Source organism: Flaviaestuariibacter flavus (genome assembly GCF_004337505.1).
In the GTDB taxonomy this organism is placed as follows: Bacteria; Bacteroidota; Bacteroidia; order Chitinophagales; family Chitinophagaceae; genus Flavisolibacter; species Flavisolibacter flavus.
This window is the reverse complement of record NZ_SJZI01000042.1, coordinates 835600-858063: the sequence shown is the minus strand read 5'-3', so window position 1 is coordinate 858063 and position 22464 is coordinate 835600. Positions and strand designations below refer to the sequence as shown.

At 51.6% G+C, this 22464-nt stretch carries 18 protein-coding genes; 12 read left to right on the top strand and 6 right to left on the bottom strand.

The features are described from left to right. Nucleotides 1-11: 11 nt before the first annotated feature. From EPD60_RS11515 to EPD60_RS11495, 5 genes are all read left to right on the top strand, one after another. Nucleotides 12-644: a peptidoglycan recognition protein family protein gene (locus EPD60_RS11515; protein ID WP_131449592.1), complete on the top strand. Its 633-nt coding sequence runs from the start codon at nucleotides 12-14 to the stop codon at nucleotides 642-644. 242 nt (nucleotides 645-886) lie between these two features. Continuing rightward, complete coding sequence (locus EPD60_RS11510) at nucleotides 887-1954, top strand: PAS domain-containing sensor histidine kinase (RefSeq protein WP_131449591.1); 1068 nt, start codon at nucleotides 887-889, stop codon at nucleotides 1952-1954. Nucleotides 1955-2400: 446 nt separating this feature from the next. Then, a complete protein-coding gene (locus tag EPD60_RS11505) occupies nucleotides 2401-3189 on the top strand; it encodes an MlaE family ABC transporter permease (protein ID WP_131449590.1) in 789 nt (262 codons plus the stop codon). Next, complete coding sequence (locus EPD60_RS11500; protein ID WP_131449589.1) at nucleotides 3182-3961, top strand: ABC transporter ATP-binding protein; 780 nt, start codon at nucleotides 3182-3184, stop codon at nucleotides 3959-3961. The genes EPD60_RS11505 and EPD60_RS11500 overlap by 8 nt, the downstream gene beginning before the upstream one ends. Before the next feature lie 2 nt (nucleotides 3962-3963). After that, nucleotides 3964-4950 carry an MlaD family protein gene (locus EPD60_RS11495; protein ID WP_131449588.1) on the top strand — a complete coding sequence of 329 codons (987 nt, stop codon included), beginning with the start codon at nucleotides 3964-3966 and terminating at the stop codon, nucleotides 4948-4950. A gap of 107 nt (nucleotides 4951-5057) precedes the next feature. Here EPD60_RS11495 and EPD60_RS11490 read toward each other — a convergent pair whose 3' ends face one another. After that, nucleotides 5058-7256 carry a PAS domain-containing sensor histidine kinase gene (locus tag EPD60_RS11490; RefSeq protein ID WP_131449587.1) on the bottom strand — a complete coding sequence of 733 codons (2199 nt, stop codon included), beginning with the start codon at nucleotides 7254-7256 and terminating at the stop codon, nucleotides 5058-5060. Nucleotides 7257-7894: 638 nt separating this feature from the next. On the opposite strand from EPD60_RS11490, the gene EPD60_RS11485 reads away from it, so the two are divergent. The 5 genes from EPD60_RS11485 (at nucleotide 7895) to EPD60_RS11465 (ending at nucleotide 12142) form a co-directional block, all read left to right on the top strand. Further along, a complete protein-coding gene (locus EPD60_RS11485) occupies nucleotides 7895-9055 on the top strand; it encodes a zinc-dependent alcohol dehydrogenase (RefSeq protein ID WP_131449586.1) in 1161 nt (386 codons plus the stop codon). A gap of 10 nt (nucleotides 9056-9065) precedes the next feature. Then, nucleotides 9066-9611: a hypothetical protein gene (locus EPD60_RS11480; RefSeq protein ID WP_131449585.1), complete on the top strand. Its 546-nt coding sequence runs from the start codon at nucleotides 9066-9068 to the stop codon at nucleotides 9609-9611. A gap of 105 nt (nucleotides 9612-9716) precedes the next feature. Next, nucleotides 9717-10898: a class-III pyridoxal-phosphate-dependent aminotransferase gene (locus tag EPD60_RS11475; RefSeq protein WP_131449584.1), complete on the top strand. Its 1182-nt coding sequence runs from the start codon at nucleotides 9717-9719 to the stop codon at nucleotides 10896-10898. A gap of 39 nt (nucleotides 10899-10937) precedes the next feature. After that, a complete protein-coding gene (locus tag EPD60_RS11470; protein ID WP_131449583.1) occupies nucleotides 10938-11834 on the top strand; it encodes a DnaJ C-terminal domain-containing protein in 897 nt (298 codons plus the stop codon). Nucleotides 11835-11839: 5 nt separating this feature from the next. Beyond that, on the top strand, nucleotides 11840-12142 hold the full coding sequence (locus EPD60_RS11465) for a chaperone modulator CbpM (RefSeq protein ID WP_131449582.1): 303 nt from the start codon (nucleotides 11840-11842) through the stop codon (nucleotides 12140-12142). A gap of 115 nt (nucleotides 12143-12257) precedes the next feature. Here EPD60_RS11465 and EPD60_RS11460 read toward each other — a convergent pair whose 3' ends face one another. Then, entirely contained in the window at nucleotides 12258-13268 is a 1011-nt protein-coding gene (locus EPD60_RS11460) for a PAS domain-containing sensor histidine kinase (protein WP_131449581.1), read from the bottom strand. 493 nt (nucleotides 13269-13761) lie between these two features. On the opposite strand from EPD60_RS11460, the gene EPD60_RS11455 reads away from it, so the two are divergent. Both EPD60_RS11455 and EPD60_RS11450 read left to right on the top strand, forming a co-directional pair. Further along, nucleotides 13762-14190 (top strand): hypothetical protein, encoded by a 429-nt coding sequence (locus tag EPD60_RS11455; RefSeq protein ID WP_131449580.1) that lies wholly within the window; start codon nucleotides 13762-13764, stop codon nucleotides 14188-14190. A 133-nt stretch (nucleotides 14191-14323) separates the two neighbouring features. Further along, nucleotides 14324-14947 (top strand): TMEM175 family protein, encoded by a 624-nt coding sequence (locus tag EPD60_RS11450; protein WP_131449579.1) that lies wholly within the window; start codon nucleotides 14324-14326, stop codon nucleotides 14945-14947. Nucleotides 14948-15072: 125 nt separating this feature from the next. Here the strand turns inward: EPD60_RS11450 and EPD60_RS11445 are convergent, their stop codons facing one another. The 4 genes from EPD60_RS11445 to galB form a co-directional block, all read right to left on the bottom strand. Further along, entirely contained in the window at nucleotides 15073-16293 is a 1221-nt protein-coding gene (locus EPD60_RS11445) for a hypothetical protein (RefSeq protein WP_131449578.1), read from the bottom strand. An 80-nt stretch (nucleotides 16294-16373) separates the two neighbouring features. Next, complete coding sequence (locus EPD60_RS11440) at nucleotides 16374-17864, bottom strand: alpha-L-fucosidase (protein WP_131449577.1); 1491 nt, start codon at nucleotides 17862-17864, stop codon at nucleotides 16374-16376. 7 nt (nucleotides 17865-17871) lie between these two features. Further along, on the bottom strand, nucleotides 17872-19263 hold the full coding sequence (locus EPD60_RS11435; RefSeq protein WP_243647816.1) for an alpha-L-fucosidase: 1392 nt from the start codon (nucleotides 19261-19263) through the stop codon (nucleotides 17872-17874). Nucleotides 19264-19509: 246 nt separating this feature from the next. Continuing rightward, nucleotides 19510-21954, bottom strand: coding sequence for a beta-galactosidase GalB (galB, locus tag EPD60_RS11430; RefSeq protein WP_131449575.1), 2445 nt, complete (start codon nucleotides 21952-21954; stop codon nucleotides 19510-19512). Nucleotides 21955-22464 lie beyond the last annotated feature (510 nt).

Below are 22464 nucleotides of genomic sequence, written 5' to 3'. Positions count from 1 at the left end.
ATGTGCAAACGATGCGCCCGCATGTTTTTGTTCCGATCCTCCTCGCGGCCTTTTTCCTGCATTGTGGCTCGCTCCGCAACACACCTGTTGCAACCCCGGTAACGATCATCCCGCGCTCCGGCTGGAATGCGCTGGAGCCAAAGCCTTACCGGAAGCAAACACCGGTGCGCATCACGGTGCACCACGAAGGCACACACCTCGACCCGGCGGCCGATCCCGCGAAAAAGATCGCGGCCATCCAGCGCTGGGGCATGGGTCCCGACCGCAAATGGGCCGATATTCCCTACCACTTCCTCATCGCACCCGACGGGCGCATCTTCGAAGGCCGCGATGTGTATACAGTGGGCGAAACCGCTACCGAATACGATCCAACCGGGCACCTGCTCATTACCTGCCTGGGCAACCTCGAAGAGCAGGAAGTGCCGCAGGCGCAGCTGGCGTCGCTGGTGCAGCTGATCGCCTATTGCAACCGTAAATACGGCATTCCGCCCGACTCGCTGGCAACGCACCGCGATCATTCGAAGCAGACTACCTGCCCCGGAAAGAACCTCTACCGCTACTTCCAGGAAGGCTATGTGCAGGCCGCGGTGCGGAAAGCCGTCGGTACCCGTGCGGCAGCCCGGGCAGAATCAACCAGTCGCTGATATTGCGCAAAAAACATAAGGGAAAAGCCCTATCTTGATCCGGAACCGTCCGGGGCACATCCCGAAGCGCAGCGGCTTAATAGCCTGCAGTGAAGGGAGTTAAGCCGCAGGCGGGTCACCAAGTTTCGTATTGCCCGAAAGGAAATGACCTCCTGGTCATCTGGCGCTCCCGGCACCATCCCGGCAACGGCGCCGACCCTCCCTTCCGGCAAATAGGAAAAGACCCGAAAACACGAATACCAATGGAAAACGAGATCAGCCATCCGGCCTTTTATGCCGCTATTGATCCGATGTGGCTTATCGATATCGAGGGCCACAACAGGTTTCGGTTTGCAGACACCAACGAAACGTTCACCACGGTCACCGGGTGGAAGAAGGAGCAGGTTGTAGGCCAGCCCATGGAAAATATCATCCCCGAGTCGTCGCACAAGCTGGTACGCGAGAAGTACAATGAGGCCATCAATACGGGAAAGACCATCGACTATATCGAGGAATCGGTGCACCCCGCGGGAGTCAGGTACGGGCAGATACGGGTGGTTCCTATTGCAGATCCGTCCGGAAAGGTCGTTCAACTCCTGGGCATCGCGCATGATATCACCGACAAAACACTGCTGCAGGATGCGTTGATCAGCGAGCGCGACCGGAAGCACCGGCAGATAACGGCTGCCGCCATCAAGGGGCAGGAGCTCGAGCGAAGCCGCGTCAGCCGCGAGTTGCACGACAATGTAAACCAGGTGCTCACTACGGTGAAGCTTTATTCGGAGCTTTCACTCGACGACAATGTGGATCATAAAACGATGCTCCCCAAATGCATCGACCTGCTCGACAAGGCCATCGACGAGATACGTTCCCTCTCAAAGCAGTTATCCGCACCTTCGGTGGGCCATCTCAATTACCTGGAGTCGATCTCCGAGCTGCTTGAGTCGATGAAGCTGGCGGCCGGCATTGAAATCAAGCTGGAAACGGAATTGGAAGACTGCCAGGAAATGGATGCCGAGCTGCACCTGACGATCTACCGGATCCTGCAGGAGCAGCTCACCAATATTCAGAGATATGCCAATGCGACGCACGTGCTCGTGCGCCTGATGATCGACCCGAACGAATTGACATTGGATATCAAAGACGACGGGCAGGGATTCGACACGCAAAAAAAATCGAAGGGCATCGGGCTGATCAATATGCGCAGCCGCGCGCAATTGCTGCACGGCACTTTCGCTGTCAGCAGCAGCCCCGGCAAGGGCACCGAAGTCGAAGTCATCTTCCCGGTTAAGGTTTCCGACGGAATGTGCCGTCCGGCGTTTGTCGGTTAGGCCCTTCCTGTTGCTGTAAATAAAAAGGATGTTCCGAAGAGCATCCTTGAAAAGCTGGTTTTATGACAATGTCAATTACCGGATATTTACCAGTTTACCGGAGACCTTTTGATTTCCTGCTAAAAAAACATAGATCAGGTCAGCGCGTTTTGCGTAGGGTACTATTGCAATGCTGCCCACCTCTCAAAACAATTTAAAAAAGTCACCGGCTTTACCGCCTCCTGTTTCAAAAAGGAAAACCGCATTCGGCTGGAAGCCCCATTCGGACCAGGGTAAGCTCTTCCGGTAAAAAAGTGAGCGCTTGCGCGCCAGGATCGGGGGACAGCCGCATACATCTCCGGTGGGGTTTTTGCTGCAAACTACAGGTACACCTAACCGACGGAAACCGCCCGCTCCGGGCCGGCAACGCGGGAAGCGCCTAACCGAAAAAATAAAGTAGATGCCGGATGAGCAAGGACACGAAATATTTTATCGGTAAGGCCAGCGACTCCTTTTTCCTGGAAACATTCGAGCTCCTGAAATTTACCGGCCGCTTCTGGAAAGTCCTGTTCCAGCCGCCATTTGAGGTCCGCGAAACGGTCCGGCAATGCTACGAAGTAGGCTATCGTTCCCTGGGCCTGATCTCGCTGACCGGCTTTGTCACCGGCATCGTGTTTACAAAGCAATCGCGCCCGTCGCTCTCCGACTTCGGGGCCACTTCCTGGCTGCCGGCGCTGATGGGTGTTGCGATCATGCGGGCCCTGGCGCCGCTCATCACCTCGCTGATCTCCGCCGGCAAGGTAGGCTCCAACATCGGCGCCGAAATCGGCTCCATGCGGGTGAGCGAGCAGATCGACGCCATGGAACTCTCGCCGGTAGATCCCTTCAAATTCCTGGTGGTCACCCGGGTGGTGGCCACAACGGTGATGATGCCCATCCTGGCGGCTTACATGGCGGTAGTGGCCATATTCGGCTCCTACCTGAACATCCATCAAAACGAGCAGACCAGCTTCACCGTGTTCATCACAAACGCCTTTGCCAACCTGAGCTTCCTCGACCTTGAAGCTTCGCTTACCAAATCCATTCTCTTTGGTTTTACCATCGGGCTGGTCAGCTGCTTCAAGGGCTACACCGCCACCAATGGAACCGAAGGCGTCGGCCGTGCCGCCAATGCATCGGTCGTCGTATCGATGTTCTTCATTTTTATCGAGGAGGTGCTGATCGTTCAAGTTTTCAACCTGATCCGCTATGCATGAAAAGGCACGGGATACGGATTTCAGCAAAAACGAGGTGGTGATCGCCATACGCGCCCTGTACAAGTCCTTCGACGGCAACCGGGTACTCGAAGGCATCAACCTCGACGTGCGGAAAAGCGAGAACGTGGTGATCCTGGGCCGCTCCGGCTCCGGCAAGTCGGTGCTGATCCGCATCATTGTCGGCCTGCTGAAGCCCGACGCGGGTACGATCGAAGTGATGGGCAAGGACGTTGGCCGGATGCACAAGGATGAACTGCGACAGCTGCGCCTGAAGATCGGGTTCCTGTTCCAGGGCAGCGCCCTGTACGACAGCATGACCGTCCGGGAAAACCTGGAGTTTGCCTTGCTGCGCTATGCGAAGCATCAATCCTACGCCGAGAGCAGCCAGGAAATCAAAAGCATGCTGCAAAGCCTCGAGCTGGATCACACCGAAGAGAAGTTGCCTTCCGAACTTTCCGGCGGACAGAAGAAGCGGGTTGCCATTGCCCGCACCCTGATCCTGCACCCGGAGATCATGTTGTACGACGAACCCACCGCCGGCCTCGACCCGATGACAAGCCGCGAGATCAACGACCTGATCAATGAGGTGCAGCAGAAATACAAGACCACTTCAATCATCATCACGCACGACCTCACCTGTGCAAAAACCACCGGCGATCGCATCCTCGTCCTCGAACAGGGCCGGTTCATACGCGAGGGAAGCTTCGATGCGGTCTTCAACAATGCCGACGCGGTGGTTCATTCGTTTTATGAATACAACTTCATCGAATAACCATGGAGACCCGGCGAAACAGGAAAGCGATCATTGTCGGCCTCTTTTTCGTCGTCGGCATTGCCATAATCCTGGCAGCCATTTTCAAGCTCGGCGGGCAGAAGAAGTTGTTTGCCTCCTCCTTCCAGGTGCAGGCTTTCTTCCCGGACGCCAACGGGTTGCGGGCGGGCAATAATATCTGGTACGAAGGCGTGAATGTCGGCACGGTGAAGTCGGTGGCGTTCCAGGACAACTTTACCGTGCGCGTGGTACTGAATATCGAAACGAAGGCGCAGCGCTTCATTCACCGCGATGCGAAAGTGAAGCTCGGGGCCGACGGGCTGATCGGCAACAAGCTCGTGGTGATCAGCGGCGGAACCGCGGCAGCGCCGGTCATTCAGCAGGACGATGTGCTGCAGGTGGAAAAGGCGCTGTCGCCCGACGACCTGCTGGCCACCCTGCAAACCAACAGCGTCAACCTGCTGGCAATAACCGCCGATCTCAAAACAGTGAGCCGCGAAATGGCGGCCGGCAAAGGCACGCTCGGCCGCCTGCTGAAAGACGAAGACCTGTACCGCAACCTCCAAACCATCGCTGCGGCCTTACAGCAATCCTCGCTCAACACCCGGCAACTCACGGCCAACCTGGAACGCTATTCGTCCCGTTTCAGCACAAGCGGAAACTTTGCCAACGAACTGGTTTCCGATACCCTGGTCTTCTCGCGGCTGCGGGCCACCATCCTGCAATTGCAGGGCGTTGCCGCAAAAGCGGATGCAATTGCTTCAAATCTGGTTACAACCAGCGGATCGCTGAACGATAGTGCCGGCACGGCCGGCCTGCTGCTCCACGACAAAGCGGCCGCCGAAAGCATCAAAACCACCTTGCTAAACCTCCAGGCCGCAAGCAAAAAGCTGGATGAAAATATGGAGGCCTTACAGCACAACTTCCTGCTGCGCGGCTTTTTCAGGCGCAAAGCAAAATCGGAGCAGGCGGCAGTTCCTAAAGAATAGGATGGTCACATACAGGCCCCTGTAATAAGAACGACGGGGCAACCCTCCGCAACGGCATCCGGCCTGCGGTTCGCCCGCAAAACGCCGTCGCTGGCGGGCACGACACATCAAGCCTCCCTGCCCATGGGTATTACCTGTCCGTTGATGGTGGGGAAGAATACGTTGATCGTGCAACCTGTTTCGGGTGTAGCGTTCACCTGCACTTCGCCTTTGAACAGGGAAGCCCGGTTCCGCATATTGACGAACCCGATCCCTCCTGACTTTGCTGACGCGTCAAAGCCCAGTCCGTTATCACTGATAATTAATTTTACGAGCTGATCTTCGTAAAGGATGCTCACCGTTACCCGGGTCGCTTTGGCATGCTTGACCACGTTTGTGAGGCACTCCTGGATAATCCGGTAAATCGCCAGGCGAAAGGAGGTACCTAACTTTTCCTCACAAACCGTGAACGCGAAATCTACCGTGAACAGATTCAACAACTGGTAATGGCCCAGGAGTTCTTCAATGGTCAGCCTGAAACTACCGTCTCCCAATGCCGGTGCTACCAGCCGGTGGGCCAGGCTCCTTGACTCTTCCATTGCTTTTTGGGTGAGCGCAAGGCCTTTATCAATAAACAGGTCTCTTTGCCCGGGGAAGTGCCGGATATTTTCCAGGTACAGCTTGATGGTTGTCAGGATCTGGTTAACGTTGTCGTGCAGTTCCTTTCCGATCTCCGAGCGCTCCTTTTCCTGCGCCTGGATCATCGCCTTGGTGATCTCCCGTTGTGCTTCGATCTTTTCCTCCACCACCAACTGCTGCAATTCGATGCGCTCGGTTATGTCGGTCTGGATAGCAAAAAACTGCTCCACTTCACCCCTTTCATTCAGGATCGGCTGCCCTTTAACTTCGACCCAGAACTCTTTGCCGGATTTTGAATATTTGAGGATATCGCACTGAAAGGGCAGGCCTTTCCGGATCTGGTCGCGCAGATAGGCCTTTGTCTTCGGGCTGGTCCTGGGGCCATGCAGGAGCTTGTCCGGTCTTTTTCCCAGCGCTTCTTCCAGGCTATACCCGGTAATATCTGTAAAGGCCTGGTTGACCCAGGTGATTCGTTGCCCGCTATCGGTCATCACCACAGCGTTCACGGTTTTTTCGGCTACCAACGAGAGTTTCTTCAGCTCCGTGGCTTCTTGCTTTAAGCGGGTGATATCCTGCATCGAGCCCACCATGCGTACGGCCTCGCCGTGGGCATCCCGGATGATAAAGCCCCGGTCGAGCACGTGGGCCGTAGAGCCGTCTTTGCGGCAAAACCGGTATTCACGCTCCCACTGACGCACACCAGCGTTTTTCAATGCGCTGTTAACCGATGCCACGACGCTGGCTTTGTCATCGATGTGAATGTTATCCATCCAGTTCTTAAAGACCGAATCCTCTTTGTTTTCGTAGCCGTACAACAGGGTGAACTGCTCATTGAAAAAACAATTGCCGCTTTCTATTTCCCAGTCCCAGATGACGTCGGAGGTTGCCTTAGTGGCCAGCTCAAAACGGTTATTGGCCAGCTGCAGTTTCTGCTGCAGCTGCTTTCGCGGGTTGATATCCTGGAAGTATACCGAAAGCCCTTCCGCGGATGGATAGGCACTCACCTCAAACCATTTGCCCAGTGAAGGAAGGTATTCTTCGAAATGAACGGATGTGTTTTCCCGGAACGCCCGGTTGGTTTCCGTATAAAACTTCAGGGCGATCGCCTCGTGATACTCATCCCAAAGGCATTTACCAATGATGTCGGCCTTTCTTTTTAAAAGGATCTGTTCTGATTTCCGGTTGAAGTGCAGGATGGTAAAATTCCGGTCCACTGAAAAAAAACCGTCCTGGATAGCGTCGTAAATGGCGGCCAGGCGAAGCTGGTCGGTTTGCCCGGCCTGCTTTTTTTCCGAGTTGTCCCTGCCCACGCAATACAACGTTTTTTCTGCTTCACTCCATCGGGCAGACCAGAGGATGGGAACAAGGCTTCCGTCTTTCCGGATGTAGTTGTTTTCAAAGCCGGTCACCTCTGTTCCCGATGTAAGTGAAGCGGCGACGGCGGTGGTCAGTTTATGGTCTGATGGAACCACCAGCTCCATGTATGCCCTCCCCACCAGTTCTTCGGGTTCATAGCCCCATACCCGCCTGGCAGCGGCTGAAACATAAGTAAACCTCCCGTTCCGGTCAACCGAACAGATGATATCCAGGGAAGTGTCGAGAAGTGCTTCGAATAAAGGCTGGTCAGATGCGCAACTACAGGACACAGGACCTTGACATTCGGCGTCAGGTAATACCGGTTTTCTCATAGGACGGGAGATAGTTTTGGCTTGTAGTCTTTACAAGCGATTGAACGTCCGGTCAAATTAGCATCTGTTTGAATATTGCGGCGGAAAAGCCTGGATTTTTTCAACAACCTAGGTAGATATTCTTAGCAAAAAGAACCCGCATTCCTCATCGAGGCGGCAATTGAATTTTTTCCGTCGGTCCAGCAAAATCGGCGCATCCTTCCTTTCGGAACGCGCTGCCGCCCGTGCCGCCGATGGGATAAAAACCGCAGGGCTGCAAATTCCTGCAATGGCTGGCCGGGGAACATATTACCGGGCAACCTGGGTTGCATCCGTGCGGAATAATTGTCCGATGCACAGCTTTCGTCCGGCATTCGCGGCAACAGGCATTTTGGGGAGGGGCGCCTGACGTCAGCAATTCGGTGACGACGCTTGCTGAGCGGCGACACTTTGAAAACCAACCCGGTGGAACCCGGGTCGTCGATATGCACAGTAAAAAGCCACTATACATCACTGTTATGTTTGATTTTTCTGTTCAAAAAATCCAGGCTCATCAAACAAAACGGGTACGCCTATTGTGACATTCCACCGGTTCGATCGACCCCCCACAGCGCTTGATTCCGTTCTCCTTTTTGTTTCATTCTTAAATCAACAGGTTTATGTTAGCGATGAACTTTCGCGGGCCCTTCCAGATAAGGGCCGACCGTAACCGGCCAATGCCGGAGATCAAGCATCCCAATGATGCCATTGTCCGGGTTACCCGGTCCCTTATTTGCGGCTCCGACCTGCACCTGTATCATGGGATGGTGCCCGATACGCGAGTAGGCATGACCTTTGGCCATGAGTTTACCGGTGTGGTGGTAGACGTAGGCCCGGGTGTACAAAAACTGAAAGTGGGCGACCGCGTACTGGTACCGTTTAACATTGCCTGCGGCAGCTGTCCTTTTTGCAAACAGGAACTCTTTGGTAACTGCCACGAGGCAAACTCCGAAGCCACCGCCGTCGGCGGCTTTTTCGGCTATGCCCATACTGGGGGCGGCTACGATGGAGGACAGGCCGAGTATGTTCGGGTTCCGTATGCCGATGTGAGTCCCACCAAGATCCCGGATGGTATGGACGAGGAAAACGCGGTGCTGCTGACCGACGTGGTGCCCACCGGCTACCAGGCTGCCGAGCAGGGCGGCATCCAGAAAGGCGATACCGTTGTGGTGTTCGGAGCCGGCCCGATCGGGCTGATGACGGCCCGCTTTGCCTGGTTCTTTGGTGCCGGACGCGTTATTGTCATTGATGAATTGGACTACCGCCTGGAGTTTGCCCGCAAGTGGGCCTTTGCGGAGGCGTACAACTTCAGGGAGATGAAAGACCCCGTGGTATTCCTGAAAAAAGCCACCGATTACTATGGTGCCGACGTGTGTATTGATGCGGTGGGCTGCGAGGCTACCGGCCATCCATGGCAAACTATTTCCGGCAAATCGCTCCTGATGCAGGCCGGCACCGCCACTGCCTTCCATTGGGCTGTTAATTCCGTTAAAAAAGGCGGTATCGTATCGATCATTGGTGTATACGGCCCGCCGTGGAACCTCGCCCCCCTCGGCAGTATCATGAACAAAGGGTTGACCATACGGGCCAACCAGGCCTCGGTAAAACGGCTGCTGCCCCGGCTGATCGATCACGTCATGAGCGGCCGGATCAATCCCAAGGAAATTATCACACACCGCTTCCCCCTGGAAGAAATACCCGACGCCTACCGCATGTTCTCCAAAAAGCTGGACAACATCATCAAACCCTTATTAATCCCTCCCCGCGCCAACGCGGCTTAAACCCTTTGTTATGAAAGATGCATTAGAAAAAACAATACATGAGTTCCAGGACCGGAAAATAGCAGCCCGGAATATGGACGGCCGCTCCAAAGACATCCCTGGCTGGGGCATCGATGCGGATCCGGAAAACGACCCGCAGTACCCGATGAAGCATACGAACGGCGCGGACCACGACCGCTTCAATTATGAAAAGGCGCCCCAGCAGCCTATTGACATGGAGGTCCTACATTCGATTGAGCGCCCCGGTGTGACCCGCGTCTTCGGCACCTCCACGCCGCCGGCGGGCCTCAGCGGCGCCGTTCGCCGCTATGCCTACAAGTACAGCGAGGCAACGGCCACGCACTGGATGACGCTCCTACTTGCCGACCGCATAGACGTCATCCAGGAAAAGATCAATGACCTAAGGCACGGCATTCTTCCCAACCCCTGGATCGAAAGGGGCTGGCGGGCCGAATGGAAACACAACCGCACGGCTTTTGTCACAAGGATGGCGACTACCGCCCTGCTGATCACAGCCGGCATCCTGCTGCTGAAAAGAAAAGGCAGGGTCGGGTAATCGTTGGGAAAAAGCCAGCATACAGGGATCAACCCGAAAGCGTTCTGCGGAAGAGCGCTTTCGGGTTGATACCCTTTTTCGTCATCTCCCTTTTTACAATCGATCATGAAGCGGCAATCAAGAGAAGAGCAGTTCTTTGTCTCCACCGAGGAGCCAGAGGATATCCAGGTAGCGCGCTCAACAGGCGATCTCATTTACGATCAGCACGGCAAGCGCTACATTGATTTTAATGCGGGCTGGTGCGTGGGAAACCTGGGCTGGAAAAGAAAAGAAATACAATCCCGAGTCAACCCTGCGAAAATACCCGACTATATCGCGCCGGGCTACCACTACAAGGGCTGGGTGGACCTTGCAGAATTGCTGGCCTCCATTGCCCCGGCCGGGCTGCAGAAAAGTGTCCGTGCCACGGGCGGTACCGAAGCGGTGGAAGCAGCGATGCAGATAGCCATGTTGTATACGGGGAGGGCAAAATTTCTTTCGGTGGAAGGAAGTTACCACGGCAACTCCATCGGCACCTTAAGTATCGGCAGTTCGGAAAACAGGGAGCAGTTCAAAAACCTTTTGCCGAACTGCATCAAGATCAGGACCCCGCTGGACGATGAAGCTGCCGGCAAGGTAGAAGCCCGTTTGAAGAACAGGAATATTGCCGCCCTGATCATGGAGCCGATCATCTGCAACCTGGGGGTGATGATACCGGAGCATGCCTTTATGAAAAAGGTCAGCGCCTTGTGCCGGCGCTATGGAACGCTGCTGGTGATGGACGAAGTAGCCTGTGGCTTCGGAAGAACGGGAAAGCTGTTTGCCTGCGAGCATTTTGGAATAGAGCCGGATATCCTTTGCCTCGCCAAAGCCATTACGGCGGGCGCCGTTCCGATGGGCGCCTGTATGACTACGGCAAAGATCGCCAACAAAGTGCTGAAGAACGGCTTCCGGTTTTACTCTACGTATGGCTGGCATCCCCTGGCCGTGGAAGCCGCGATGGCCAACATCCGCTACTGGAAAGAAAATGAGAAAAAAATACTCGGCAACGTTACGGCCCTGAGCCAGCTCTTTACAGACAGGCTCAGTCAAATGAAATTCAGGAAGGGTGCTACCCTGCGCATCCTGGGGCTCGCGATCGGCATCGAGGTCAGCGATGCGAAATATGCCGAACGCATCCAGCAGAAATGCCTGAAAAAGGGACTGTTGTTTGCTACCCAGGAAAAGACGCTCACGCTCTTTCCTCCCCTGACCATGAAGCAGGCGATAGCGGAAGAAGGATTGGAAATACTGGCAGGTTGCTTATAAGTGAACAGGGGTTCCCGTGATCAGCTATTAAACGAGACCATGGACTTTATAGATTATTACCAGGCATTGGGAGTCAACAAAAACGCCTCTCCCGGCGACATCCGGAAAGCCTATCGCAAGCTGGCCCGGCAGTACCATCCGGATGTGAATCCCGACAATACCGAAGCAAAGCGGAAGTTCCAGCAGATCAATGAAGCCAATGAAGTGCTCAGCGATCCTGAAAAGCGAAAAAAATACGACCAGTATGGTAAGGACTGGAAGCATGCCGAAGGGTTTGAAAAAGCCAGGCAGCAGCGACCGTACAGCCAGCACAACTCTGAAGGCAGGGCTGGCCACTTTGGTGGGCAATTTGCGGAGGGAGATTTTTCCGAGTTCTTTGAATCGCTTTTTGGAGGAATGGGCGGAAGCAGGAGGCAGGAACAAAAATTCAGAGGCGCCGACTACCAGGCGGAACTGCACGTGCCACTTCGGGAAGCCTATACCACACACCAGCAGACCTTAACCGTAGATGGCAGAAATATCCGCATCACCATTCCGGCCGGCATTGAGGACGGCCAAAAGATAAAATTAAAAGGACATGGCGGACCGGGCGCGAATGGCGGGCCAAACGGCGACCTCTACATCACTTTTCATATCGATGAAGACCCGCGGTTCAAGCGCCACGGCAACGACTTGTATACGACAGCAGAAATTGATTTATATACCGCCGTGCTGGGTGGTGAAACAACAGTAGACACGATGAGCGGCAAGATAAAGCTCAAAGTCCCTGCCGGTACGCAGAACGACACAAAGGTCAGAATTAAAGGAAAAGGGTTTCCGCTATACAAGCAGGAGGACAAATTTGGAGACCTGTATGTGACGTACAAGGTAAAGATCCCGACAAACCTAAGTGAAAGAGAAACAGAACTATTTACAGAACTGTCTAATTTAAGATAAGGCATATGCAGGACGAGCATTACATTTCGGTGGAGGAGTTTTGTACGCATCTCAATATTGAGAAGGCTTTCATCCGCTCGCTTTATGACCAGGGTTTGATCGAACTGACCACTGTTGAAGAGGATATATTGCTTCCCCTTTCGCAACTTGTTGAAGTGGAACAAATGATCCGTTTACATTATGACCTTAATGTAAATATAGAAGGGATAGATGTCATCCGGCATATACTAAAAAGGCTCGAGGAGGCACAGGAAAGAATATACCGATTAAAAAACAGGCTCCGGTTTTACGGCGATACAGATGAATAAAGTAGCGGACAGAAATGCATTGGAGATGAGGCGCCCCGGGGAAACAGGGATTCTTTATCGAAGCAGGCGGAGACCAACTATTATAGTTCTTCCGCCGGCCTATAGAGCCCTTGCGCTATAGAGCTTGTAATGGCAACTGCACAAACAAGGTGCTTCCTTTACCGGGCTGACTGGCAATGGAGAAAAGGCCCATTAAACTCTCCGCCCGCGTGCGCATGTTCCGGAGCCCGATTCCCGCTGACTTTTGTGCGGTATCGAACCCTTTGCCGTCATCCGCAACTACAAGGGTCAGCTTGTCCTGACTTTGACGCAAGGTGACCTCCACATGCTTCGCATCTGCATGTTTGACCACGTTGGTCAGCTGTTCCTGTAAAATACGGTACACGGCAAGCTTAATATTTTCATTTTCAGGAAATGGATTGGAAAGCTCTGAATGGAATGTGATTTCCAGCTGGTTGCCGGTCGCCACGGTATCTATCAATTCTGCCAGGGTATCTTCCAATTCTTCCGAGCTGACAAACGAGGCGGAGAGCTGACCGGAAAGTTTGCGGATTTCATCGATGGCCGCCTGGATCAAGGCGACGGACTTTGCGATCATTTCTACAGCAGCGCCAACGCCGTCACGGGCTAAACCGGCATAAAGTTTTGCCGAGGTAAGCAACTGGTTGACGTTGTCGTGTAGTTCCTGACTGATGAGCGAGCGCTCTTGTTCCTGCGCCGCAATAATCGCAGCGGTCAGTCCGTGCTGGTGCTCGAGCAACTCCCTTTCGAGCCGCTTGCGTTCATTGATGTTTTTAAAATATACGGAAAGCCCGTTTGCAGAAGGATACACGCTTACTTCCGCCCAAATGTCCCGTGGGGGGTAGTAGCCTTCAAAGTGAATGGTTCTTTGTTCCTGGAATGCCTGATGATAAAGCGTGTAAAAGTTAAGCGCCTGGGCCTCCGGAAAACAGTTCCAAAGCGATCTACCAATCACCTCATCCTTCTTTTTTCCAAGCATTTCTTCGGCAGCTTTGTTCCAGTAAAGCACCGTTCCATCCGGGTCGATCGCGTAGAAGCCATCGGTAATCCGGTCAAGAACCTCAGAGAGATTTTGATCCTGAGTTGACGGTACTTTATCTTCCATATTAGCTGATCAAAAACTAAAGCAGAAAATTGCATCCCATTCTAAACGAGAAGGGTTAATGAAGTTAGCTGTGTTTCTTCATGCACTCAAAAAGAAATCCACAGCACCTGGATATTGCTTTTTAAATGTTTCCATGATTATCGCGGCCCATCTGTTCGAGGTTTTCACCCCTCTTTAATGTTCTACACCTCACACCCCTTGCTCAGACTCTTTGTCTTTCGATCGCCTGATTCAATATAACTCATCCTCCCACAAACAGGTATCCTGCTGAATAATCGTTTAGCCCTTTGCCCGAAAAGGGCGCAACCTTTCCAGTAAAACAAAATGATTTTTTACGGCAAATGATTGTCTGGCACTGAATTTTCGGCCATTTACAGGAATGGCAGGTTATGAGCTGGAGTATGACCGATTATCATCGCCAATTGACTCCTGGCTTGTCTACAGTATAATCCCAAACGCAAACAACATCCTTTCACTTAAAATTGGAGCAATAATGAAATTACTTGAATACCGGCTACGCCCTAATCGAGACTACCTGACGGGAGCGCCCTGGCAGGAGTTGTACTCACTAACCGAATACTGGAAAGAGGAACTGGCTTTCTATGAAGAAGAGCTACGGTTCTTTGACAACCTGATCACACGGTACGAAGGCAGGGATCAGCAAGGTGAAGCGTTGAGACAAATGCTGAACGATACCCGCCAGCAAATACGCACGCTCAGGGACCAGGCCGATACACACCTGGACCATGTAGGAAAAATGGTCCGGAATGCCGATAACAAAGATGACGGCCTTTTCAGGGAAGAGCACAATGTGCTGGAGGATAATATTTATGCTTTTATCGGGGCCTTCAGGCAGCTTAAGCAAAAGTTGCTTAAAACCTTAGAACATAAAATCCCACCACCTGATACCAACAGAAGGTGAACTGAAGTGGTGGCTAAATGTCATTTCGCTGCAAGGAGCAATAGCGAGGCAGTTTTGAAACAGGCCTGTCAAAATGCAGGTGGAGTTGCGAATCTGTTATGGTAATACAATTGTTGAATCTTAAACGGTTCCTATGCACAATCATCGGCCAACAGACCGGCTCGAGTATTTCAGCGACGCCGTTCTGGCCATCGCGGCAACATTGCTGGCTACCGAGTTGCCCAAGCCAGAAACCGAAACAAGCCTGCTGAAGGCCATCGCCGACCAATGGCCGCATTATGCTGCCTTCGCCGCATCCTTCCTGTTTATATGCATCGCGTGGTCCAACCATCACAACATGTTTATCTATATCAGGCAAACCGACCAGTACCTGCTGATCCTGAACACTTTTTTTCTGATGTTTGTCACCCTGCAGTCGTTTACCACCGGGTTATTGGCACGTCATGTGGGCAAGCCCGACGAGCGAACGGCCGCCTTGATCTACCATGCAACCCTGGTGCTGATGACCCTGTTTTACAATCTGACCTGGTGGTACGCAAACAGGCATGAAGAACTGATAGAAGACGATGCAGATAGGCGACTCCTTCGCTCGCTTACTAAGGAGTATGCAATTGCCCCGGCGCTGCACCTGGCGGCCCTGATCATTTGCCTGTGGAGCGTTCCTTTCAGCATCATACCCATCATATTGTTATATATCTATTTTGCCTTACCCCGGGTGAGCGAAAAAAAAGCTAAAGGAGCGGGATCTTCCGGCTAAGAATAGCCACGGAAAGAAGCCTGTTTAATCCAAGCACTTTGCCTGCCCTTCGTGAATGCGGGCAGTAGCGAATGGAAAGGGGTGTTTTCAGACAACACCAGCCACCTGCCTCAGACGCGTCTATGTTATTTTTCCAGCTTTGCATTTAAAGCCAGTTGCTGTCTGCTGAAAATTATCTGTGCGAAGTAGTTTGCTTTTGTCTTTGCTTGTTCCAGATCGGCTGAAGCAAGGATGTCGTAGAGTTCCGGTTGAAACCCGGCAAGACACAAATACGAAGCACCCAAATACTTTTGCGTACCGTTCTTCCCATCCACCCTTTTCGAAAAAAGACCGTTGCCCTGGTACATAACATAGTGCACGGTGTTGGCCAATCGCTGCATCACATCATTCCCGACACCGTAGGCTTTCCTGTAATAAGCCCGGCAGATACCCCAAACATCATAACCACCATGACCCTGATCCTCCATGTATTTCAAGGCTGTATCATTCACCGCATAACTCCATTTATAACAGGTATGGCCTCCTGCTTCATAGGGCACCAGCTGACTGATAAACCAATCCGAATAAGCTTTCACGATCCTGTCGTATAAAGCTACCCGTTGAACCTGTTCCTTTAAAAGTTCATGACATTCAGCCAGGCGCTGAAACCCGCCCGCCAGCATTGCCTGCTGATTCCACGGGATGGGCTTGCCGGCATCCTTTTTATAGCGTGCTCCCAATGCCTGCCATTTTTCATTCTGCGGCCAATAAAAACGATAACTGTTTTTTTGAATAAAGTTGGGGAGAATGTAACGGTCGATCGTCCTGTTTAATTCCGCGATGTATTTTTTAGCTCTCGCTAAATAGGTACCGCCGAATTGGTAGGCGTCGCCGATTGAGACCGGGTGATTCCATAGCTTTTTATTCCGGATAACCAGCTGTGCACAATACGCGATGTGAGCGATGACATCACCGTTTTCAGAGCCGGAATAGCCCGCATCTTCTGCGTTAACAGCTTTGTTCGGCCAGCACAACTCCCTTTTGCCTGTCCATAAAACCCGGCCGGTATCGGCGTCGTTGCGAATGTGCAAGGCAACATCCGCAAACCGGATCATTTTATTCAGAATGGAAGTATCGTTCGTTGTCTCATACATCATCCCCAACGCTTCCATTGTGCTTCCGCTGCCGCCATACACCCAATCGTTACCAATATTATCCAGGGAAGGTTGCGTATGCCCGACAAATGCTTTGAAAGAAGCAACTTCATTGCTGCTGACAGGACCATGAAGTTCTTCAACCAACATATTCTGTGCGGAAAGATTTGTTCCCATCCAGCAACAAGACAGCATGATGAAGATTCTTTTCATATTCATTCAGTAATCATTTTTCAACTAAGCGCAGCATCAGACCATCACAAAATTTTTTTCTTCGTTCTGCCTGAACAGGATTAAAACGTTACCTGTACCACATCTACCAAATTGCTCCGTAACGCTGCAGGTAAATCAATCACCATCTGGTTACCGGCGTAAGTGTATTTTAATTTCTTTCCGCTGCCTAACAGCAAAACGGATCGCGGTTTGCTGGATGTTTTGAAAACGAGTGAAGTATCCGCAGCCGCAAGCCGGTCTTTCTCATACATGCCCTTGTCTTTAAACGCGGGAATGGCAAACAAAAAACGAAGATTGTCACTTGCCGTGGCAGGAACGGAAGACCATTCATCAGCAGGCAACTGGGTAACATGCTTCACCGCTTTGCCATTTGTCTTCATCCAATCCGCTACCACCTTCATGTTCTGGTAAACAGCCTCCGGCAAGGAGCCATCGGCTTTGGGACCAACACTTGGCAGGTAGTTCACGCCCCACGAACGCATGGTAACAAACTGCCCGAGCATAAATGCATTGGAACGAAAAGGAAGCGTGTTGCTGTTGGCCCAGCTACCTGTCCACGGATTGCAGAACTCCGCCCAGATATCACCCGGATCCTTTGACGGCGGTGTTCTCTCAAATGTTTTGAAATCGCCCGTTCCGTGCATGCGGGGATTGATGACAATCCCGGGCTGCAGTTTCCTGATCTCTTCCAGGGTCACAACGGTGGTGGGATCATCAATTGGAGCCTTGCCATCAAACCACAGTAAATCGATCTTGCCATAGTTGGTCAGCAATTCCAGGATCTGCCCCCGCACCATGGCCGCATAGGCCGCTTTGTGTCTCATTAACTTTTCAGGATCGGGTTTTGCGGTGCGGGGATTCAGGTCGGCATCCAGTTCGGGGAAATCAGGATTGTTGGGTGATGGCCGGCGAAAGCTCTTGTACTCCTTTTCAAAATACCAATCGGGTGGTGAAAAATACAAACCGACTTTGATACGGTATTTGCGACAAGCTTCAATAAAGGGTTTTACAAGGTCACGCCCGCCCATGAAGTTTTTGGTATTAAAGTTTCCAAACTTGCTGGGCCACATCGCAAAGCCTTCGTGGTGTTTGGTGGTCAATACAGCATACGTAAAGCCTGCTGCTTTAGCCGCTTTCATCCATTTATCAGGATCATAATTCCCGGGATTGAACTCTTTCGCCATCGCCCAGTATTCATTGGGCGTCAGCACCGGGCGCGAATCGTTGATGTTGTACTGACGCTCCCGGATAACCCGTGCCATCTCTGCACTATCCAGTTTAATGGATGCAAGTCCCCAGCCTGTAATCATCGGCCACGATGCATCAAGATCTTTCACCGACGACAATCCCCAATGAATGAACAAACCCAGGCCCGCAGTGGGATACCACTGCGCATCCGGATGCGTGGTATGCGAAACACCTGATTTCTGCTCATCCACACTTATCATGCTGTGTTCAACCCGGGCAGCAGCATTTTCTTTCACCTGTGCATGGGCAGCGAAGGCAAGAATTGACAAAGAAGACGTCAGGATATAGTTATTAAACTTCATGGCTTAATCATAATTCTACCTGCACAACATCTACCAGCCTGGTACGAAGGGAAGCAGGCAACTCAATCGAGATCTCGTTATTATTGAAAGCGAAATTCAGGGCCTTGGCAGCGCCTAACAATTTCACCGCTTTCGGCTTCATGGTAGTTTTTAAAACCAGTGTTGTATCAGTCGCGGGCAACATATCTTCATCACTTGTGCCTTTCTCCCTGAATTGTGGAATGGCAAATAAGTATCGGATGTTTCCCTTTGCAGTAGCGGGAACGGAAGCCGATTCCCCAACCGGCAACTGCTTGGCGTTTTGCAAGGCGGCACCATTTACCTTCATCCACTCCTCCACCACTTTCATGTTTTTGTAAACTGCATCCGGCATAGATCCATCGGCTTTCGGACCAACACCTAAAAGATAATTTACGCCCCAGGCTTTGCACGCCACCAACTGTCCCAGAATAAAGCCATTGGAACGGAAAGGACGTGTATTGCTGTTGGCCCAGCTGCCCGTCCACGGATTGCAGAATTCCGCCCAGACTTCACCCGGATCTTCTTTGGGAGGATTTCTTTCAAACGTAATAAAATCGCCCTTACCATGCATACGAGGGTTGATCACTATGCCAGGCTGCAGCCTGCGGATCTCATCCTGTGTGATCAGGTTGCCGCCGTCAGGAATAGGTGCTTTTCCATCAAACCAAAGCAAATCGATCTTGCCCCAGCGGGTTAATATTTCTTCTATCTGCCCGCGTACATAGGTAGCAAACTCAGCCTGGTGCTGTTGAATTTCTTCCGCTGTTTTTTTTGTGGTTCTTGGATTCAAATCCGCATCAACAACCGGCAGACCGGGATTTTTTTGAGGTCCGCGGTAGTACAAAAAATTCATGTAATCTTTATCGAAATACCAATCGGGTGGCGAATAATACAAGCCGACTTTTAATCCATACTTGCGGCAGGCATCAATGAAGGGCTTGACCAGGTCACGGCCACCCATGAAGTTCTTTGTACTGAAATTTCCAAAATTACTCGGCCACATGGCAAAGCCTTCGTGATGCTTGGTCGTGAGAACGGCATAGGTAAAACCCGCGTCTTTAGCTGCCTTGATCCATTTATCGGGATCGTAACTCCCGGGATTGAATTCTTTGGCCATCGCCCAGTATTCGTTGGGTGTAATGTCCGGCTGCTTGCCTTTAAGGTTATAATCCTTTTCCCGGATTACCCGGAGCAGTTCCATTGTATCCAATACTTTATTGGCCAGTGCACGACCGGGTATCATCGGCCAGGAAGCATCCAGATCTTTGACAGACGACAAGCCCCAGTGAATGAACAATCCAAGGCCTGCATTCGGATACCATTGTGCATCGGGATGGGTAGAATGCCCTGCATTCTTTTCCTCTTTCACATTGATCATGGAATGCTCGTCTTTAGCCTGGTTATCTGCGCTCTGTGCATGGGTAACCGAAGCATTCAAAAGAAAACAGCTGAATAGTATTCGCGCGCAATATTTCATTTAACTAATGATGGGTGGTGGGTAGGATAATTATTTTTATTAGAACAGAAGACATTGAAGGTGCAACTAATTGAAAATTCGGGATGCAACAGATTAGCCGGTTATTCAACCATTTTAACCCAGGAGGCAAAAAGTAATGGCAGTCAATTATGGTACTACTTTTAAATCGAGCTTTGCATGGGCTAATCCCGGTGAAGAAGCCACCAGATGAACGCTTCCTGCCCTTTCGGCGGATTGAATAACCACAATGCATTGTCCGTTGAAAAGCTGTATTTCCGTGCCCGACAGGACTCGCGTATTGGTCGCGTCGCCGTTGGCAACACCGCGGATCGTGCCGGCCCCGGATAGCTGAAACGATATGTTATTTGAAGCAACCGGGCATAGATTTCCTTCTTTGTCCAAAAGCTTCACCGTAACAAAAGAAAGGTCTTTTTGGCCTGCATGAATAGTGGCCCTGTCGGCTATGAGCTTGATTTGATAAGGCGCACCGGCGGTCTTTCTGGTCTCTGTCGCTGCGATCTTTCCATTGTCATCGTAGGCCACCACCTTGATTTCCCCGGGCTCATACCGAACACTATCCCACCGCAATCGATAACGGCCATACCGGGTGGTATCCTTCCGTTGCATTCCCTGGCTTTTGCCATTCACAAACAATTCTACTGAAGGAAAGGAAGTATAACAATGCACAGGGGTAAGCGCTCCTTCCCTACCCTTCCAGTTCCAGTGTGGAAGTACGTGCAACACTTTTCCTCCGGCCCAATGACTTTGATACAAATAATAAAGGTCTTTGGGAATTCCTGCCAGATCAATGATGCCAAAGTAAGAGCTATGTGACGGCCAATTGTTGTTATAAGGGGTGGGTTCGCCTAAATAATCAAAGCCGGTCCACACAAATTCGCCGGGCACATATTCATTCGCGTCCAGCCATGCAAATTCAACATCCGGCGAATTGCCCCAGCCCGGCGCCTCCATGCCGTACGAACTGCTTTGCCTGTTCGTGTATTTGGCGCTCTTTCTTTCAACCGCCGGGAACATGTATTCGCCACGGCTGCTCACCGTTGACTGCGTTTCACTTCCGATTAATTTCCACCGGGGATGTGCTTTATGAATTTCGGCAAAGCGATAATTCCAGTAATTCAAACCCACCACATCCACCCCATCAGCCAAACCGTTTTTGATAGCGTTGTCCAAACTATTGAAAGCTGCCGTGGTTAGCCGCGTCGGGTCTTCGTCGTGTGCGATATCAACCAGGAACTTTGCGGTTGCTGCACCGTTTGGACTTTTCTGCTCGGCAATTTCATTGCCGATGCTCCACAGAATGACAGACGGATGATTGCGATCGCGTTTTATCATCGCCCGCAGGTCTTTCTCCGCCCATTGGTCGAAAAGCTTGTTGTACCCGTTTTTGCATTTGGCCATTTTCCATTCGTCAAAAGCCTCGTCCATCACCACAAAACCCATTTTATCGCATAGCTCCAACAGTTCAGGCGCCGGTGGGTTGTGGCTGGTACGGATGCCATTGCAACCCATCTCTTTCAGCAACTGCAATTGCCTTTCAATGGCACGGTAATTAACGGCTGCACCCAAAGGCCCAAGGTCGTGGTGATTACAAACACCGTTAATTTTTGTTTGCCTGCCATTCAAAAAAAATCCATTGTTGCTATCGAACGCAATGGTCCGGATGCCAAACGAAGTTTCGAATACATCAACCGGCTTATTATCGACCACCAAGGTGCAGGCAGCTCTGTATAAATAAGGTGTTTCTATATCCCATAGTGAAGGATTGCCAACAGCGAGATTTTGTTCCGCCACTCCTTCCTTGCCGACAGCAAGCGTTACTTTATTGGCTGCAACCTGTTTTCCGGAGGAATTGAAGATTGTTGTTACCACTGTCACCGGCTTTTCAATGCCCGATTGATTTTGTATCCCGGTCCTGATATGAACAGTTGCCTGTTTATTATTGACCTCCGGAGTGGTAATATAAGTTCCCCAATGCTGCACATGCACCGGGTTGGTAAACACCAGGCGCACGTTGCGGTAGATGCCCGCACCGGGATACCAGCGCGAGGACTCTTCCTGGTTTTCCAGCCGGACGGCTAAAACATTTTTCTGACCGGGCTTTATTTTATCGGTCAACTCAAAAGAGAACGAGGCATAACCATAGGGCCATGTAGCAATGCTATCGCCGTTCAGGTAAACAACCGCATGGCTCATGGCGCCGTCGAATTCTATAAAACATCTTCTGCCTTTTTGTTTTGCCGGTATGGGTAATACTTTCCGGTACCAGCCAACACCTGTCCAGGGTAATCCTCCTGTCCTGCCGGTTCTCAGGGCAGGCTTCTTTTCACCGTCTTCGGTAACAGTTACAATCTGCGCGTCGTTGTTTTTATCAAAAGGACCTTTGATGGCCCAGTCGTGCGGAACCGAAACCCTTTCCCCTTGTGCATCGTCAAATCCGACGGCTGCTGCCTTAGGCACATCGGCTTTAATAAATCTCCAGTCTTTATCCAGTAAAACAACTTCACGTTGTGCCTTGGATGCAAAACTGATTATCACGAGGAATGACAACAGGCAACAAACTTTTCTTCTCATTATTCTGATTTAGTGGCGCAAGCACCAACGACATTCGGCAACGTCTAACGCAGCCCATCCAGTCGGTTGTATGAGTCGTAGATTTTCCTACAGCCGCACTGAACGCATACCTTTCTCAAAATACACGCCCACACGGGTAGCAACTTATGGCCGGTTTATCATTCTGTTCAGCTTTTCTGGCATCTTACACCGGGTGAATTAAAAGAAAATGGCGCCATCATGGTCTCCTTTAAATATGGATACAGGACTTTTACCGCAACGGATCAAAGCTGCCGCCTGCCCGCCCGTCTACGCGGGAGCCGAGGCCCCTGATCCGCCCGTGCCGGGTCGCTCAACACCAGTTATTTCGCAGCAAATCGATTCCTATTGATGATCCCTGTCCGATATGATGCCCGGGTAAAAAATTTAAAGGAGCTACATTTCTGCAGCTCCTTCGTTCTTAATTGTCGGGAAGACAGGATTCGAACCTGCGACCCTCCCGCCCAAGGCGGGATGCGCTACAGGGCGCAA